This is a genomic window from Streptomyces sp. NPDC091412, assembly GCF_044756885.1.
GTDB lineage: Bacteria > Actinomycetota > Actinomycetes > Streptomycetales > Streptomycetaceae > Streptomyces.
On sequence record NZ_JBIVTV010000024.1, the window covers coordinates 41,286 to 57,187 of the forward strand.

Consider the following 15,902-nt stretch of genomic DNA (forward strand, 5'->3'; position numbering starts at 1 on the left):
GTGGTGGGAGAGTCCGTCACCGGTCACAACGTACGGGCGCCCCGGGAGATTCCCGTGGCCCCGTGCGGCGCCGGTCTGAAGATGGTCGCACGGTACGGCCCGTCTCGTCACTGCGATATTCCTCCGGGTGCCACCACCGGGTTCCTCCATTCGCGTTCCCCACGTCCGTTCACGTCCACTCACTTCTTCGCCGTCTTCGGCGGCGGAGCGGGCTTCCAGTCGGGGTGGCCGGGCATCGGCGGGGTCTTCTCGCCGTACAGCCAGGCCTGGAAGAAGCCGCTCAGGTCACGTCCGGCGATGCCCGAGGCCAGGCGCTCGAAGTCGGCCGTGGTGGCCGTGCCGTCCCGGTGGGCCCGCACCCAGGCGCGCTCCAGTCGCTCGAAGTCCGGCTTGCCGATCTCCTGGCGCAGCGCGTACAGGACGAGCGCGGCGCCGTCGTAGACGTTCGCGCGGAAGACCCCGATCTTCCTGCCGGGCTTCGGCGGCTTGGGCAGCGCGGGCGGTCCGCCGGCCTCGCGCCAGCGGTCCGAGGCGCCGTAGGCGGCCTTCATACGGGTCTCCAGCGGCTTCTTCGCCTTCTCGTCGGCGTACAGGGCCTCGTACCAGGTGGCGTGGCCCTCGTTGAGCCACAGGTCGGACCAGGTGCGGGGGCTGACGCTGTCGCCGAACCACTGGTGGGACAGCTCGTGCACCATGATCGACTCGACGTACCACCGGGGGTAGGCGGGTTCGGTGAACAGCTTCTTCTCGAAGAGGGACAGGGTCTGCGTCTCGAGTTCGAAGCCGGTGGCGGCGGAGGCCATGAGCACGCCGTACGTCTCGAAGGGGTACGTCCCGACCTTGCTCTCCATCCAGGCGATCTGGTCGGGGGTCCTGGCCAGCCAGGGTTCGAGCACCTCGCGGTCCTCGGTGGGGACGACGTCGCGCAGGGGCAGGCCGTGCGGGCCGGTGCGGTGCACCACGGTGGAGCGGCCGATGGACACCTGAGCCAGTTCGGTGGCCATGGGGTGCCGGGTGCGGTACGTCCAGGTCGTCGTCCCGCCGGTCCGGGTGACGCCGGCCGGGAGGCCGTTGGCGACGGCCGTGTACCCGTCGGGCGCGGTGACGTGGAAGGTGAACATCGCCTTGTCGGAGGGGTGGTCGTTGCACGGGAACACCAGGTGGGCGGCGTCGGCCTGGTTGGCCATGGCGAGACCGTCCGTGGTGCGGACCCAGCCGCCGTCGCGTCCCTTCTTGGACACGGGATCGCTGGTGTGGTGCACGGTGACACGCATCCAACTGCCCCGCGGCAGCGGGATCTTCGGGGTGACCACGAGATCCTCGCCCGCGGTGGTGAACTCGGCCGGCAGTCCGTCGACCTCCACGGCGTCGACGGTGCCGTGCGCGAAGTCGAGGTTCACGCGCTCCAGGTCCTCGGTGGCCCACGCGTCGATCGTGGTGACGGCCTGGAGCGGCTTGCCGTTGTCTCCGGCATAGGTGAACGACAGGTCGTACGACGACACGTCGTACCCGGGGTTGCCCAGGTACGGGAAGAGCCGGTCACCGACTCCCAGCGGCTCGGCCGGAGCACTCGCGGCGACGAGACAGACGGAGACGGCGGACGCGAGGAGGGTCGCCTTCAGGCGACGCGGGACACGTGATCCAAGGCTGAGCGGCATGGACCACCGCTACCAGCGCCCACCCTCCCCACCGCGCCGACGCGCGCCCAACCCACCCGAAAGAGCCCCACGGGAGCACGCCGAGGGCCGCGGAGGCGCGGAGTCCTCCCGCTCATACCCCTGGTGGCTGGGGCTGGGTGCGGCTCACGTCGTAGACGCCCGGGACGTTGCGCATCGCGCGCATCAGGGCCGGGAGCCCGGCCGCGTCGGGGAGTTGGAGGGTGTACGTGTGGCGGACACGCTGCTGGGCCGGCGGGGCCACGGTCGCGGAGACGATCTCGACGCCCTCGAGGGCGATGGCCTCGGTGAGGTCGGCCAGCAGGTGGGGGCGGCCGAACGATTCCGCGAGCAGGGTGACACGGCACGCGGCGGTCTCCCCCCAGTGCACGCCGAACTCCGCGCGCCCCGCGTTCCTCATCCGCGCGACCGCGGCGCATTCCACGCGGTGCACGGTCACCATTCCCCCACGCACGGCGAAGCCGGTGATCTCGTCGGGCGGCACAGGCGTGCAGCAGCCCGCGAGCCGTGCGGCCGCGTCGGGCCGGCCGACGACCACGACGCTCGCCGTGTCCGGCCCGAAGGCGCCCGGCACGTCGAGCCCGACCGACGGGACCGCTCCGGCGGGCACCGGAACCGGCGACGGGCCGGGGCCCGCACCGGCCCGCGCAGCCGCGGCGGAGTCGGCGCGCGCGGAGCTGCCCGCGGCCGGTGCGGCGTTCCCGCCGGCGTCCTGGACTCGGTCCGCGGCCGACTGACGGGTGGCCAGGCGGCGTTGGATGGCGATGCGGGCGGCCGGGGTGTGGGCGTGGTCCAGCCATTCCCGGGAGGGCTCGGAAGCCGGGTCCTGGCCCATCAGCAGCTGGACGGTGTCGCCGTCCTTCAGGACGGTGCTCAGCGTCGCCAGACGGCCGTTGACACGGGCGCCGATGCACGCGTGCGCGTCCTCGCCGTACTGGGCGTACGCGGCGTCCACGCACGTGGCGCCCTCGGGCAGGCCCAGGGTGCCCCCGTCGGGCCGGAAGACGGTGATCTCGCGGTCCTGGGCGAGGTCTTCGCGCAGGGTGGACCAGAAGGTGTCGGGGTCCGGTGCGGCCCGCTGCCAATCGAGGAGGCGGGAGAGCCAGCCGGGGCGGGTGGGGTCGGCGCGCTCGCCGTCACTCGCGGCGTGCTCCTCCCCGGGAGGGGCGTAGGGGTTGCCGAGTGCGACGACCCCTGCCTCGGCGACCTTGTGCATCTGGTGGGTGCGGATGAGGACTTCGACGACCTGTCCGTCCTCGCGGGCCACGGCGGTGTGCAGCGACTGGTAGAGGTTGAACTTGGGTACGGCGATGAAGTCCTTGAACTCCGAGACGACGGGCGTCATGCAGGTGTGCAGCTCGCCGAGGACGGCGTAGCAGTCGGCGTCCTCGTTCACCAGCACCAGCAGCCGCCCGAAGTCGCAGCCGCGCAGCCGGCCGCGTTTGCGCGAGACCCGGTGCACGGAGACGAAGTGCCGTGGTCTGACGAGCACTTCGGCGGGAACGTCCGCCTCGCGCAGCACCCCGCGCACCTGCTCGGCGACCTCGGTGAGCGGGTCGCCCGGGCGGCCCGCGTTCTCCGCGATCAACTCCCGCGTGTGCGCGTACTCCTCGGGGTGCAGGATCGCGAAGACGAGGTCCTCCAGCTCGGTCTTGAGCGCCTGCACGCCGAGCCGTTCGGCGAGCGGGATGAGGACGTCCCGGGTCACTTTCGCGATACGGGCCTGTTTCTCCGGGCGCATCACGCCGAGGGTGCGCATGTTGTGCAGCCGGTCGGCGAGCTTGATCGACATCACGCGGACGTCGTTGCCGGTGGCGACGAGCATCTTGCGGAAGGTCTCGGGCTCGGCGGCCGCGCCGTAGTCGACCTTCTCCAGCTTGGTGACGCCGTCGACGAGGTAGCGGACCTCCTCGCCGAACTGCTCGCGGACCTGGTCCAGCGTCACGTCGGTGTCCTCGACGGTGTCGTGCAGCAAGGACGCGGTCAACGTCGTGGTCTCGGCGCCGAGTTCGGCCAGGATGAGGGTCACGGCGAGCGGATGCGTGATGTAGGGCTCGCCGCTCTTGCGCATCTGGCCGCGGTGCGAGGACTCGGCCAGGACGTAGGCGCGGCGCAGCGGTTCGAGATCCGTTTCCGGGAAGTGCGCGCGATGGGCCTCGGCCACGTGGCCGATGGCGTCCGGCAGCCGGTCGCGGGCGGTCGTCCCGAGCAGTGCGGCACGGCCGAGCCGGCGCAGGTCGATCCGCGGGCGGGCCCTGCGCCGTGGCCCCACGGGAACCACTGGGCCCGGGGCCGCAGGATTCGTGGCATCCGCACTCATGCGCACCTCCGGCTGCGTGGACCGGCGGACGGGGCGCCCCAGGGCGTACTCGGCACAGGGGTTGGCTACGGATCCCCCGTCCGGGCCGGTGATTGATGCTACCGAGCCCAGCACGCCCGACCGGCCGTCTCTCGACGAGCGTGAAACGGATCACCCATTCGAGCGATGCCCAGGAGGTTTACGGTATTGAGTCACCTGACAGGCGGTCAGCCGTGGATTCGCCGCCCGCTCCCGTCCCCGGGCATACGTATGACCTCCCCATGGGCCGCCGGGGCTGCGATATCCAGCCGACCGACCATCAGCCGGCCGCTGTTTCCAGCCACTTCGCGTCGATCTCGCCCTCGGCGACGATCACGGCGGGGCCGGTCATCTCGATCTCGCCGTCCGGCCGCTCGGTGATCACCAGCGTTCCGCCGGGGAGGTCCACCGTGTACGTCGCCGGGGTCCCGGTGGCCGTCGGGTCGGCGCCGTCGCGCCGGGCGGCCGCCACGGCGACGGCACACGCGCCCGTGCCGCACGAGCGGGTCTCGCCCGAGCCGCGTTCGTGCACGCGCAGGGCGACGTGGCGGGGACCGCGGTCGACGACGAACTCGACGTTCACGCCGTCCGGGTAGGCGGAGGCCGGGCCGAAGGGCGGCGGGGAGAGCAGATCGCCGGCGTCGGCGAGGTCGTCGACGAAGGCGACCGCGTGCGGGTTGCCCATGTTCACGTTGCGCGCGGGCCAACTGCGCCCGCCGACGCTCACGGTGACGTCCCCTTCGGGGAGCCTCGCCCGGCCCATGCCGACGGTGATGTCACCGTCCTTGGCGATGTGCACCGTCTTCACGCCCCCGCGCGTGGCGATCGCGAGGTCGCCCTCCGTCGTGTGTCCGGCGTGCTGGAGGTAGCGCGCGAACACCCGCACGCCGTTGCCGCACATCTCCGCGACGGAGCCGTCGGCGTTGCGGTAGTCCATGAACCACTCCGCCTCGGCCGCCATGCCGCGGGCCTCGGGGTGCGCGGCGGAGCGCACGACGTGCAGCACCCCGTCCCCGCCGATGCCCGCGCGGCGGTCGCACAGGGCGGCGACGGCCGCCGGGGACAGCTCGACGGCGTTCTCCGGGTCCGGGACGATCACGAAGTCGTTCTCCGTGCCGTGGCCCTTGAGGAAGGGGATGCGCGTGCTCATGGCTCGATCGTACGGGGCCGCTCCGGCAACCCGGTGATCATGTCCGGCGGCCGCAGGGGCCGGTCCGCGGTGAGCGCGGTGCCCGGGTCCTGGCGGAGCCGGGGTCCGGGCGCGCTGCCGGTGAAGCCGGGGCCCGGTGCGCGGCCCAGTGCTGTGACCGGAAAGGTTCACCGGCTCGCGACGCCCGGCACGGCACTAGCGGAGCCGGGCGACCCGCCAGACGGCGAGGACCACGACCACGGCGACGACGAGGACGTACGCGCCGATCACCCGCCAGTCCGGGCGCCGCCCGGAACCGCGCGGCGGCAGGCCCGGCCAGGTGTGGCCGACGCGACGGGCGGCCATCATGCCCCAGCCCGCCGAGCAGGAGCAGATCAGCAGGCCCAGCATGGCGATCACGGCGCCGTTGTCGCCGTCGAAGGCCAGTGGGAAGGCGAACATCAGGGAGCCGACGACGGCCAGGCCCACGATCGGGGCCAGCTGCCAGAGGCGCAGCCGCCGCTGCGGGCGCAGCTCGACCTCCACCTCGGGCCCGGCGAACATCTCCTCGGGCCCGGGTCCGTCCGCGGTCACGCCGCCCTGCGTCTCGTCGGGCCCGTCGGGGCTCAACGAGTCGTCGTCCGGTTCCGCGCCGCCGCGCTCCACGGTGATGCGGTCGGTGTCTTGTGCGGTGTCGCGAGGGCCGGCCTCCATCGCCACGCGCCCTCCCAACTAGGACTTCACTCGGTCGATCCGAGCTTGATGATGGCACGGCGCCGGAGGCCTGGATGACGGCCTGGGCGTCCCGATGCCATGACGTGATCAGGCTGTAACCGGTCGTTCGACCAACGCCAGGGCGAGATGCGGAAGTTCTGTGAGATCCGCCGCAGCCCCGCTCAGCCAGTGCACACGGGGGTCCCGCCGGAACCACGAGTCCTGACGCCGCGCGAAGCGTTTCGTGGCACGTACGGTCTCCGCGCGCGCCTCGTCGAGCGTGCACTCCCCCGCGAGCGCCGCGAGCACCTGCTGGTAGCCGAGCGCACGCGATGCCGTACGCCCCTCGCGCAGGCCCCGCGCCTCCAGCGCGCGCACCTCGTCCACGAGCCCCGCCTCCCACATGCGGTCGACCCGGCGCGCGATGCGTTCGTCGAGTTCGGGGCGGGCGACGTCGACGCCGATCTGGACGGTCTCGTAGACCGAGTCGTGGCCCGGGAGGTTCGCGGTGAAGGGGCGGCCGGTGATCTCGATCACCTCGAGGGCCCGGACGATCCGGCGGCCGTTGCTGGGCAGGATCGCCCGCGCGGCCTCGGGGTCGGCGGCGGCGAGGCGGGCGTGCAGAGCGCCGGAGCCGCGCAGCGTGAGCTCGTCCTCCAGCCGGGCGCGCACCTCGGGATCGGTACCGGGGAACTCCAGGTTGTCCACGGCCCCGCGGACGTACAGACCGGAGCCGCCGACCAGGACCGGCCAGCGCCCCTCGGCGAGCAGCGCGTCGATCCGCTCCCGGGCGAGCCGTTGGTACTCGGCGACGGAGGCCGTGACCGTCACGTCCCAGATGTCGAGCAGGTGGTGCGGCACGCCACCGCGCTCCTCGGGCGTCAGCTTCGCGGTGCCGATGTCCATCCCTCGGTAGAGCTGCATGGAATCGGCGTTGACGACCTCGCCGCCGAGGCGCTGGGCCAGAAAGACGCCCAGATCGGACTTTCCGGCCGCAGTGGGGCCGACGACGGCGATGACGCGGGGGGCGGGGGGTGCGCTGCTCACCGCACCAGTCTCCCAAACCCCGCAGGAGGTGCCTCGCACGAGTCGTGTGACGGCGGGTGACGGGGTAGGACGAGTAGGGTATCGACTGAGTATGGGCGTTTTTGCGTGACTCCTTCGGTAGTCGAGAGGCCGGAGGGGAACTCGACCGCCGGGGAGAAGGAATCCGCCCCGTCAGGGAAGGTGAACCATGGGTCTGCTGGACAACATGAAGGCCAGGATCGGCCCGGCGAAGGAGAAGGTGTCGGACCTCGCCCAGCGCCACGGGGGCTCGATCGGGCAGAGTCTCGACAAGGCCGCGAAGGTGGTCGACGAGAAGACCAAGGGCAAGTACAGCGACAAGATCCACGCGGGTACGGACAAGGCCAAGGACGCCATGGACCGGCTCGCCCACAAGGGCGGGACGAGCCCGGAGACACGTACGGCGCCGGAGGCGGGCACGAGCCCGGACCAGGGCACCGGCACGGCGCCGGGTGGCACTTCCGCTCCGACGGAGGGACCGCCGTCCACGTCCTGAGAGGCGTCGGCGGACGGCCGGGAGGCGCGATGCGTCCCGGCCGTCCGCCGTGTCCGCCGCGTTTCGCTCACGACCAGGCCGCGACCAGGTACCCCACTCCGTACGGCGCGTCGTCGTGGAGCAGCGTGCCGGAGAGACCGGCGCCCTCGGCCGCGCCGGCCAGCACCTGCCAGGGGGCCCGGCCCGAGGCCTTCAGTTCGTGCGCCGGCTCCAGGCCGAGCGCCAGGAGAGCCGGCGTGTCGGCCTCCCCCAGTGCGCGGGCGATGCCCGCGTCGAAGGGTTCGGCCCGTTCGTCGAGATAGCCCGGCGCCTTGAGCGTGCGCCGCGCGCTGGCGTCGCCCATCACCAGCAGCGCCACGCGGCCTGCCCGCGCGGCGAGGTCCCGGCCGGCCGCCGCACACCGCTCGGGTGCCGACGACTCCCCCACACCGAGTCCCTCGACCGGGGCGTCGGACCAGCCGGTGCGCTCCAGCAGCCAGGCGGCGACGGAGAGCGAGGGCGGCAGCTCGCCCCCGGCCCCGGTGCCCGTGTCCCGGCCGAGCCGTACCTCCAGGTCCACGCCGAAGCCGCGGAACGAGCCCCGGGTGCCCTCCGGGAAAACGCCGTGCCCGGAGGCCTCGGCGGGTCCGACGACCACCAGCAGGTCGGGCCGGGCGGCGGCGAGCACGCCCAGCGCGTCCGTGCAGGCGGCCCGGGCGGAGTCCAGCTCGGGTGCGGCTCCCGCGGCGAGCTCGGGTACGAGGAGGGGCGGGCAGGGGCAGACAGCGGCGGCGACAAGCATGATCCGCAGGGTAACGCCGCCGGACGGCCGGTCGTCGGGCGGCCGCTCGCCCGACGGGTCAGTCGCAGCCGCAGCCGCTGTTCGCGGCGGCCGGCAGCGGCTCGGGCACCCCCACCTTCGGCAGGCCGAGCATGACACCGGCCGGCTGGGCGGCCTCGGCGGCGTTGCGCTTCTCCCACGCGTCACCCGCGCGCGTGCGCCGCACGTCGAGCACCGGGCCCTCGGCGAGGAGGTGGTGCGGGGCGGCGTAGGTGATCTCGACCGTGACCACGTCGCCGGGGCGCACGTCCTGCTCGGGCTTGGTGAAGTGGACCAGGCGGTTGTCGGGGGCGCGGCCGGAGAGACGGTGGGTGGCGCCGTCCTTGCGGCCCTCGCCCTCGGCGACCATGAGCTCCAGCGTGCGGCCGACCTGCTGCTTGTTCTCCTCCCAGGAGATCTCCTCCTGGAGCGCGACCAGCCGCTCGTAGCGCGCCTGGACGACCTCCTTGGGGATCTGGTTCTCCATCTCGGCGGCCGGGGTGCCCGGACGCTTGGAGTACTGGAAGGTGAACGCCTGCGCGAAGCGCGCCTCGCGCACGACGTGCAGCGTCTGCTCGAAGTCCTCCTCGGTCTCGCCGGGGAAGCCCACGATGATGTCGGTGGTGATCGCGGCGTGCGGGATGGCGGCGCGGACCTTCTCGATGATCCCGAGGTAGCGCTCCTGCCGGTAGGAGCGGCGCATCGCCTTCAGCACCGTGTCGGAGCCGGACTGGAGCGGCATGTGCAGCTGCGGCATGACGTTCGGGGTCTCGGCCATCGCGGCGATCACGTCGTCGGTGAAGTCGCGCGGGTGCGGCGAGGTGAAACGGACCCGCTCCAGGCCGTCGATGTTCCCGCAGGCCCGCAGCAGCTTGCTGAACGCCTCGCGGTCCCCGATGTCGGAACCGTAGGCGTTGACGTTCTGGCCGAGCAGCGTGATCTCGGAGACGCCCTCGGCGACCAGGGCCTCGACCTCGGCGAGGATGTCGCCGGGGCGGCGGTCCTTCTCCTTGCCGCGCAGCGCGGGGACGATGCAGAACGTGCAGGTGTTGTTGCAGCCGACGGAGATCGAGACCCAGGCCGCGTACGCGCTCTCGCGCCGCGTCGGCAGCGTGGAGGGGAACGCCTCCAGGGACTCGGCGATCTCGACCTGCGCCTCCTGCTGCACGCGGGCGCGCTCCAGCAGGACGGGCAGCTTGCCGATGTTGTGCGTGCCGAAGACGACGTCCACCCAGGGCGCCCTCTTCACGATGGTGTCCCGGTCCTTCTGCGCCAGGCAGCCGCCGACCGCGATCTGCATCCCGGGCCGCTTCGCCTTCTGCGGCGCGAGGTGCCCCAGGTTGCCGTACAGCCGGTTGTCGGCGTTCTCCCGGACGGCGCAGGTGTTGAAGACGACGACGTCCGCGTCGCCGTCCGCCCCTTCCGGCGCCCGCACGTAGCCGGCGTCCTCGAGCAGGCCCGCCAGCCGCTCGGAGTCGTGGACGTTCATCTGGCACCCGTAGGTGCGGATCTCGTAGCTCTTGGGTCCTTGAACGTCCACTGCGGGGCTCCGGTCGCTGCTGCTGGTCATGCGTCAAGGGTAGGTGGTTCCCGGACGGCCCCGGGACGGCGGAGCGTCACGCCCTTCCAGGCCGGGCACGGCGCGGATCCCGGGCGGCGACGGCCCGGCGGAGGGCTTTGCGCCCTCGTGACGGCGACACGACCGGCCGCTTCCTCCCGCATGGGGTCAACTGGCCCAAAATGACACGCGTGACGGAGCTTCGTGACGCCCTGCGGGCACCCGCGCCGGACGTGCCCCCGACCGCGGTGCTGCGCGCATGGCTGCTGCGGCCGGCCGGACCCGTCCCGGTCGCCCTCCTCGCCGTCGTCCTGTTCGCCCGCGCCGCGCGCGTGGCCGTCGTGTTCGCCCGGGGAGGCATGGACAACGCCTTCGTCGTCCATGCCGGGCAGATCTGGCTGGGCGGTGGCGCTCCGTACGCCGACCGGCGCTTCCTGTACCTGCCGAGTGCCGTGCTGTTCGCCGCCGGTCAGGCCGCGCTGCCGGTTGCCGTGGTGCGCGTTGCCGCGCCGCTGGCCTGCGTGGTGCTGATCACGGGCGGCTGGTGGTGTGCGGTGCGCCTGTTCCGGGTGCCGGCGTGCAGCCGGTTCGCGGTGCTGGGACTGCTGGGGCTGGTCCTGTGCTGGGCGCCCGTCGGCCACCTGGTGAACCTGGGGAACTGGACGGCGGTCAGCGCCCTGGCGTTGCCGCTGGCGCTGCTGCTGGCCGACCGGGGCCGCTGGGACCTGGCCGGGGTGGTCCTGGGCCTCTCGGTGGCGGTGAAGCCGCTGCTGCTGCCCGTGGTCGTCCTGCTGGTGCTGGCCCGGCGGTGGCGGGCGCTGGCCTGGATGGTGGCGGTGCCCCTGGCCCTGTCGCTGGGCGCGGCCCTGATCATGCCGGACCCGGGCGGCTTCTTCACCCGCACCCTGCCCTTCCTGCTCAAGGGCGGGGACGGTCTGATGCGGCCGTTCGACTCCTCCCTGCCGGCGGTGCTGCCGCGGCTGGGGCTGCCGCCCGTCCCGGCCGAGGCCGTGGCCCTGGCCGCGGCGGCGGCCGGTGTGCTCTGCGCCCGGCTGCGCTGGCTGCGCGCCGATCCCGGTCCGGCACGGCTCGCGGACACGGCCGCGCTGCTGATGCTGGCCTCCTACCTGGTGTCCCGGCCGTCCTACGACCACTACCTGGTCGCCGTGGTGCCGCTGCTGGTCGCCGGGGCGCTGGAGGCGGACTCGGTGACGCGTTCGCCGTGGTTCTGGGTCGCGCTCGTCCCGCAGGTGCCCCAGTTCACCTTCCCGTACCTGGACGCCTCGACCCGCAGGGCGTTCAAGGACGCGGCCACGCTGTCCGCGCTCGCGCTGGTGCTCGCCGTGCGGTGCGCCCGGTCCTCACCGCGGTGGCCCGCCGGCTCGGACGTAGGCAGCCCGCGTCAGGCGCCGTCGGGGACCCAGCCCTGCCGGCGCAGCACGGCCGACACGTCGGGCGCCACGTAGTGCTCTCCCTTGAGCACCTTGCCGTCGGCGCGGCGGGCGACCCGGCCGTCCGGGCCGAGCTTGGTCATGTTGGCGCGGTGGATCTCGGCGATCACCTCGTCGAGGTCGATGCCGTGCACCAGGGCGGTGCCGTACGCCACGTACACGACGTCCGCCAACTCGTGCGCGAGCCGGTCGAGAGGGCCGCCGACCGAGACCTCCGCGACCTCGGCCGCCTCCTCCGCGAGCAGTTCCCCGCGGTGCGCGGCGAGCTCCGGCGGCACCCGGGTGGGCGTGGGGCGGGCGTCGAGCCCGAAGGCACGGTGGAACTCACGGACCAGATCGGCGGGCGAGGAACTCATACCCGCGAGGTTAGCCGCCGGCCGGGACGGCACCGGCCGCCCGCCGGGCCGCCCGCCCCTGGTCAGCACGCCGTCCCGCTGGCAGGATCGCGCGCATGCCAAAGCCGTTCCCCCGCATCGGACGACGTCGTGGCCTCCAGGGCACGGCCGCCGGGGTCGTGGTCCTCGGGCTGCTGCTGTGGTGGCTGCTGCCCCTGGGCGAAGCCCCGCCGAGCGGGACGATCACCTTCAGCACGGGGACCCTGCGCGGGGTCTACCAGGAGTACGGCGTGCGGCTGCGCACCGCGTTCGCCAAGGACATGCCGGATCTGAAGGTGCGGCTGCTGACCAGCGACGGCTCGCAGGAGAACGTCGCGCGGGTGGCGACCGGCCGGGCCGACTTCACCATCGCCGCGGCGGACGCGGTGGAGACGTACGAGGTGAACCACGGCCCGGGCGCCGCGGGGCTGCGCGGTGTGGCCCGCCTCTACGACGACTACGTGCAGCTCGTCGTCCCCAGCGACTCGCACATCCGCTCCGTGTCGGACCTGCGCGGCAAGCGGGTGTCGGTCGGGCCGCCGGAGTCCGGTGTCCGGCTGATAGCCGAGCGGGTGCTCAGGACGGCCGGGATCGACCCGGAGACGGACATCCGCCCGATGGGCGACGGCATCGGCACCGCTCCGGACCGGCTGCGGCGGGGCGAGCTCGACGCGTTCTTCTGGTCGGGCGGGCTGCCGACGGACGGTCTGCGGCGGCTGGCCGAGAAGTTCGCGTTCCGTTTCGTGCCGATCGAGGCCGAGCTGGTGGCCAGGCTGCACGCCGAGGGCGGCGCCACACGCTACTACCGCGCCACCAACATGCCGGAGTCGGCGTACCCGTCGATCCAGAAGGGCCAGACCGTCCCGACGATCGCCGTGTCCAACGTGCTGATGACGCGCAAGGACATGGACCCGAGGCTGACGGAGTGGGTGACCCGCACCGTCATCAAGAGCCGGGACGGCATCGGCGCCCACGTCCATTCCGCCCAGCTGGTCGACCTGCGCACCGCGATCTACACCGACCCGCTGGCCCTGCACGAGGGCGCGCGGCGCTACTACCGTTCGGTCAAGCCGTAGGCACCGACCTCGGCACGGCCACCGTCACCCGCAGTCCGCGCGGCTCCTCCTCCCGGTGCCGGACGTAGGAGATCGAGCCGCCGCCCGCCGCGAGCAGCGCGCGGGAGATGGACAGGCCGAGGCCGGAGCCGTTGATGTTCTGGTGGCGTCCACTGCGCCAGAAGCGGTCGCCGACGCGGGCGATCTCCTCGTCGGTCAGGCCGGGTCCGTGGTCGGCGACCACGATCGTCGACGTGTCGCGGTCGAAGGAGACCGTCACCTCCACGCGCTCGCCGCCCGGCGTGAACTTCACCGCGTTGTCGATCACCGCGTCCAGCGCGGACGACAGTGCCACGGGGTCGGCCCAGCCCGTGGTGGCCGGGCAGTCGCCGACCAGCCGCACCCCCTTGGCCTCGGCGGCCGGCGCCCAGGCCGCCACCCGCTCGGCGGCCAGCTCCCCGATGTCGATGAGCTTCAGATCCGGTTCCGCGTGCTCGGCGAGCGCCAGGTCGAGCAGGTCGTCCAGGACCTGGGCGAGGCGTTTGCCCTCGGTGCGCACGGAGGCGATCTCCTCGTTGTCCTCGGGCAGTTCGAGCGCGAGCAGTTCGATGCGCAGCAGCAGCGCGGAGAGCGGATTGCGCAACTGGTGCGAGGCGTCGGCGACGAAGGCGCGCTGCTGTTCCAGCACGTCCTCGACGTTGTCCGCCATCTCGTTGAACGACCGGGCGAGCCGCCGCAGTTCGGGCGGACCGCCGGCGGCCGCCACCCGGGACTTCAGCCGCCCTGTGGCGATGTCGTGGGTGGTGGCGTCGAGGATCCGCACGGGCCTGAGCACCCATCCGGTCAGCCGCAGCGCCGCGCCGACGGCGAGCAGCATCGCGGCGATCTCGCCGGTGCCGATGAGCAGCCAGCCGTTCACGGTCCGCGAACGCATCTGCCCGGTCGGCGAGTCGGTGACGACGACCGCGACGACGTCACCGTCCCGGATCACGGGGGAGGCGACGACGAGCCGGTGGCGCTGCCAGGGCCAGACCTGTTCCGGGTCGTGGCTGCGCCGGCTCAGCAGTGCCTCGTCGAAGGCGTCGCGGACCTCGCCGAACGCGGGCAGCGACCAGTCGGCCGGGGCGTTGGCCATCGGGATGCCGGTCCGGTAGAAGACGCCGGCCCGGATGCCGTAGACCCCGTGGTAGCTCCCGAGTTCGCGGCGGAGGGTCTCCAACCGCTCGTCCGGGACCGTACGTCGGGGACCGCTGGTCCCGTCGGTGACGAACTGGGCCAGGGCGGCGAAACGCGCGGCGTCGTCGATGCGGTCCACGACCGCCTTCTGCTGCTCGGCTCCGGCGACGCTGACGGCGAGTGGGACGCCGAGGGCGAGCAGGACGGCCGCCATCAGGACGATGAGCAGCGGCAGCAGACGTGAACTCACCCGTCCCCGCTAGGCGGCCGGGGCGACGAGGCGGTAACCGACGCCGCGTACGGTCTCGATGAGCGCCGGTGTGCGCAGCTTGGAGCGCAGGGAGGCGACGTGCACCTCCAGGGTCCGTCCGGTGCCCTCCCAACTGGTCTGCCACACCTCGCTGATGATCTGCTCCCGCCGGAAGACCACTCCGGGGCGCTGGGCGAGCAGCGCGAGCAGGTCGAACTCCTTGCGGGTGAGCTGGACGACCGCGCCGTCCACGCTGACCTGCCGGGTGGGCAGTTCGATGTGCACGGCGCCCAGGCGCAGCGTGCTCTCGCCGCCGGCGTTCGCGTCCTCGTGGGCGGTGCGGCGGCTGACGGCGTGGATACGGGCGAGCAGTTCGCCGGTGTCGTAGGGCTTCACCACGTAGTCGTCGGCGCCGAGGTTCAGGCCGTGGATGCGGGAGCGGACGTCGGAGCGGGCGGTGACCATGATCACGGGGATGCTGGTGCGCTTGCGGATCCTGGCGCAGACCTCATAGCCGTCCTGGTCGGGCAGGCCCAGGTCGAGCAGGACCACGCCGAAGGAGGCGCTCTCGGGGACGAGCGCCTGGAGGGCCTCCTCGCCGCTGCGGGCGTGCGTGACGTCGTACCCGTGCCGCGCCAGGACCGCGGACAGGGCGGCGGCAACGTGGTTGTCGTCCTCGACGAGGAGCAGTCGCATTCCGGCCCCCTCCGGTTCATGTGTCATACGGTCACGGCGTGTAAACGTGGTGCACGCGCGCGTGCACCATGGAAGTGACGCCGATGGACGAGGACGGCGTCAAGAGGGTTCCGGTTGCGCACCGTGTGTCGTTATCCAGCCGGTACGTGCCCCGGCCGGTCACGCTACGACATGTGTGCGCCCGCTACCGGATCGTGATGCTCAGATCTCCCTCAGATGTAATGACGCAGGTCGCACAGGTCGTTACTGTCCCCCGAAACCGAGGAGGACGGAGCCTGAAAGCGATGACCGAAGTATCGATGGCCAAGGAAGACGTGGCCTCGACCGCCGATCTGGTCGTCCTGAAGAGCGTCAACAAGCACTTCGGCGCGTTGCACGTACTCCAGGACATCGAGTTGACGATCACCCGCGGCGAGGTCGTCGTGGTCATCGGGCCCTCCGGGTCCGGGAAGTCCACCCTGTGCCGCACCATCAACCGCCTGGAGACCATCGATTCGGGCACCATCACGATCGACGGCAAGCCACTGCCCCAGGAGGGCAGGGAGCTGGCCCGGCTGCGCGCCGACGTCGGCATGGTCTTCCAGTCCTTCAACCTCTTCGCGCACAAGACCGTGCTCGAGAACGTGATGCTCGGCCAGGTCAAGGTCCGCCGCACGGACAGGAAGAAGGCCGAGGAGCGGGCCCGCGAACTGCTCGACCGGGTCGGAGTGGGCGCGCAGGCCGACAAGTACCCCGCGCAGCTCTCCGGTGGCCAGCAGCAGCGCGTGGCCATCGCGCGGGCGCTGGCCATGGACCCGAAGGTCATGCTGTTCGACGAGCCGACCTCCGCGCTCGACCCGGAGATGATCAACGAGGTGCTGGAGGTCATGCAGCAACTCGCCCGGGACGGCATGACGATGGTCGTCGTCACCCACGAGATGGGCTTCGCCCGATCGGCTGCAAACCGGGTGGTCTTCATGGCCGACGGCCGGATCATCGAACAGGCTGCGCCCGACCAGTTCTTCAGCAACCCGCGCAGCGACCGGGCCAGGGACTTCCTTTCGAAGATCCTGCACCACTGACGCGACGGCCCCGCCGGTGACGCCGTGCGCCGCCGGCCCGTGATCGTGCCGTCGCCGTCCCGAC

14 protein-coding genes are annotated in these 15,902 nt (G+C 72.4%); 4 read left to right on the top strand and 10 right to left on the bottom strand.

What is annotated here, in order from left to right; all coding sequences use genetic code 11:
- Nucleotides 1–179 precede the first annotated feature (179 nt).
- The 5 genes from ACIQMV_RS34680 to miaA form a co-directional block, all read right to left on the bottom strand.
- Nucleotides 180–1,658 (bottom strand): M1 family metallopeptidase, encoded by a 1,479-nt coding sequence (locus ACIQMV_RS34680; RefSeq protein WP_402597147.1) that lies wholly within the window; start codon nucleotides 1,656–1,658, stop codon nucleotides 180–182.
- A 112-nt stretch (nucleotides 1,659–1,770) separates the two neighbouring features.
- Complete coding sequence (locus tag ACIQMV_RS34685; protein ID WP_402597148.1) at nucleotides 1,771–3,996, bottom strand: RelA/SpoT family protein; 2,226 nt, start codon at nucleotides 3,994–3,996, stop codon at nucleotides 1,771–1,773.
- A gap of 298 nt (nucleotides 3,997–4,294) precedes the next feature.
- Nucleotides 4,295–5,164 carry a diaminopimelate epimerase gene (gene dapF / locus ACIQMV_RS34690; RefSeq protein ID WP_402597149.1) on the bottom strand — a complete coding sequence of 290 codons (870 nt, stop codon included), beginning with the start codon at nucleotides 5,162–5,164 and terminating at the stop codon, nucleotides 4,295–4,297.
- A 195-nt stretch (nucleotides 5,165–5,359) separates the two neighbouring features.
- Nucleotides 5,360–5,857 carry a hypothetical protein gene (locus tag ACIQMV_RS34695; RefSeq protein ID WP_141366182.1) on the bottom strand — a complete coding sequence of 166 codons (498 nt, stop codon included), beginning with the start codon at nucleotides 5,855–5,857 and terminating at the stop codon, nucleotides 5,360–5,362.
- A gap of 108 nt (nucleotides 5,858–5,965) precedes the next feature.
- A complete protein-coding gene (gene miaA, locus ACIQMV_RS34700) occupies nucleotides 5,966–6,904 on the bottom strand; it encodes a tRNA (adenosine(37)-N6)-dimethylallyltransferase MiaA (RefSeq protein ID WP_141357677.1) in 939 nt (312 codons plus the stop codon).
- Between the two features lie 187 nt (nucleotides 6,905–7,091).
- Between miaA and ACIQMV_RS34705 the strand changes: the two genes are divergently transcribed.
- The gene (locus ACIQMV_RS34705) at nucleotides 7,092–7,418 is read left to right on the top strand and encodes an antitoxin (RefSeq protein WP_402597150.1); all 327 of its coding nucleotides are present in this window, start codon (nucleotides 7,092–7,094) and stop codon (nucleotides 7,416–7,418) included.
- A gap of 67 nt (nucleotides 7,419–7,485) precedes the next feature.
- On the opposite strand, the gene ACIQMV_RS34710 is transcribed toward ACIQMV_RS34705, so the two are convergent.
- Together ACIQMV_RS34710 and miaB are read right to left on the bottom strand one after the other, a co-directional pair.
- The gene (locus ACIQMV_RS34710) at nucleotides 7,486–8,199 is read right to left on the bottom strand and encodes a class III extradiol dioxygenase subunit B-like domain-containing protein (RefSeq protein ID WP_401772667.1); all 714 of its coding nucleotides are present in this window, start codon (nucleotides 8,197–8,199) and stop codon (nucleotides 7,486–7,488) included.
- A 58-nt stretch (nucleotides 8,200–8,257) separates the two neighbouring features.
- Complete coding sequence (gene miaB, locus ACIQMV_RS34715) at nucleotides 8,258–9,787, bottom strand: tRNA (N6-isopentenyl adenosine(37)-C2)-methylthiotransferase MiaB (RefSeq protein ID WP_402597151.1); 1,530 nt, start codon at nucleotides 9,785–9,787, stop codon at nucleotides 8,258–8,260.
- A 179-nt stretch (nucleotides 9,788–9,966) separates the two neighbouring features.
- On the opposite strand from miaB, the gene ACIQMV_RS34720 reads away from it, so the two are divergent.
- Entirely contained in the window at nucleotides 9,967–11,241 is a 1,275-nt protein-coding gene (locus ACIQMV_RS34720; protein WP_253266043.1) for a glycosyltransferase family 87 protein, read from the top strand.
- Here the strand turns inward: ACIQMV_RS34720 and ACIQMV_RS34725 are convergent.
- The gene (locus tag ACIQMV_RS34725) at nucleotides 11,178–11,582 is read right to left on the bottom strand and encodes a MazG nucleotide pyrophosphohydrolase domain-containing protein (RefSeq protein WP_141357687.1); all 405 of its coding nucleotides are present in this window, start codon (nucleotides 11,580–11,582) and stop codon (nucleotides 11,178–11,180) included. The genes ACIQMV_RS34720 and ACIQMV_RS34725 overlap by 64 nt on opposite strands.
- A 95-nt stretch (nucleotides 11,583–11,677) precedes the next feature.
- Between ACIQMV_RS34725 and ACIQMV_RS34730 the strand changes: the two genes are divergently transcribed.
- Nucleotides 11,678–12,676, top strand: coding sequence for a TAXI family TRAP transporter solute-binding subunit (locus ACIQMV_RS34730; RefSeq protein WP_402597152.1), 999 nt, complete (start codon nucleotides 11,678–11,680; stop codon nucleotides 12,674–12,676).
- On the opposite strand, the gene ACIQMV_RS34735 is transcribed toward ACIQMV_RS34730, so the two are convergent.
- Nucleotides 12,666–14,081 (bottom strand): sensor histidine kinase, encoded by a 1,416-nt coding sequence (locus tag ACIQMV_RS34735; RefSeq protein WP_402597153.1) that lies wholly within the window; start codon nucleotides 14,079–14,081, stop codon nucleotides 12,666–12,668. The two genes, ACIQMV_RS34730 and ACIQMV_RS34735, sit on opposite strands and share 11 nt — an antisense overlap.
- 9 nt (nucleotides 14,082–14,090) lie before the next feature.
- Nucleotides 14,091–14,777 (bottom strand): response regulator transcription factor, encoded by a 687-nt coding sequence (locus ACIQMV_RS34740; RefSeq protein WP_402597154.1) that lies wholly within the window; start codon nucleotides 14,775–14,777, stop codon nucleotides 14,091–14,093.
- Nucleotides 14,778–15,061: 284 nt separating this feature from the next.
- Between ACIQMV_RS34740 and ACIQMV_RS34745 the strand changes: the two genes are divergently transcribed.
- A complete protein-coding gene (locus ACIQMV_RS34745; RefSeq protein WP_141357695.1) occupies nucleotides 15,062–15,838 on the top strand; it encodes an amino acid ABC transporter ATP-binding protein in 777 nt (258 codons plus the stop codon).
- Nucleotides 15,839–15,902: the final 64 nt, after the last annotated feature.

Bases quoted from the DNA above. Each gene is read 5' to 3' on its own strand.
- miaB (WP_402597151.1), bottom strand. From the start codon at position 9,787: ATGACCAGCAGCAGCGACCGGAGCCCCGCAGTGGACGTTCAAGGACCC.
- ACIQMV_RS34695 (WP_141366182.1), bottom strand. From the start codon at position 5,857: ATGGAGGCCGGCCCTCGCGACACCGCACAAGACACCGACCGCATCACC.
- ACIQMV_RS34740 (WP_402597154.1), bottom strand. From the start codon at position 14,777: ATGCGACTGCTCCTCGTCGAGGACGACAACCACGTTGCCGCCGCCCTG.
- ACIQMV_RS34745 (WP_141357695.1), top strand. From the start codon at position 15,062: ATGACCGAAGTATCGATGGCCAAGGAAGACGTGGCCTCGACCGCCGAT.
- ACIQMV_RS34730 (WP_402597152.1), top strand. From the start codon at position 11,678: ATGCCAAAGCCGTTCCCCCGCATCGGACGACGTCGTGGCCTCCAGGGC.
- ACIQMV_RS34710 (WP_401772667.1), bottom strand. From the start codon at position 8,199: ATGCTTGTCGCCGCCGCTGTCTGCCCCTGCCCGCCCCTCCTCGTACCC.
- ACIQMV_RS34705 (WP_402597150.1), top strand. From the start codon at position 7,092: ATGGGTCTGCTGGACAACATGAAGGCCAGGATCGGCCCGGCGAAGGAG.
- ACIQMV_RS34685 (WP_402597148.1), bottom strand. From the start codon at position 3,996: ATGAGTGCGGATGCCACGAATCCTGCGGCCCCGGGCCCAGTGGTTCCC.
- dapF (WP_402597149.1), bottom strand. From the start codon at position 5,164: ATGAGCACGCGCATCCCCTTCCTCAAGGGCCACGGCACGGAGAACGAC.
- ACIQMV_RS34725 (WP_141357687.1), bottom strand. From the start codon at position 11,582: ATGAGTTCCTCGCCCGCCGATCTGGTCCGTGAGTTCCACCGTGCCTTC.
- ACIQMV_RS34680 (WP_402597147.1), bottom strand. From the start codon at position 1,658: ATGCCGCTCAGCCTTGGATCACGTGTCCCGCGTCGCCTGAAGGCGACC.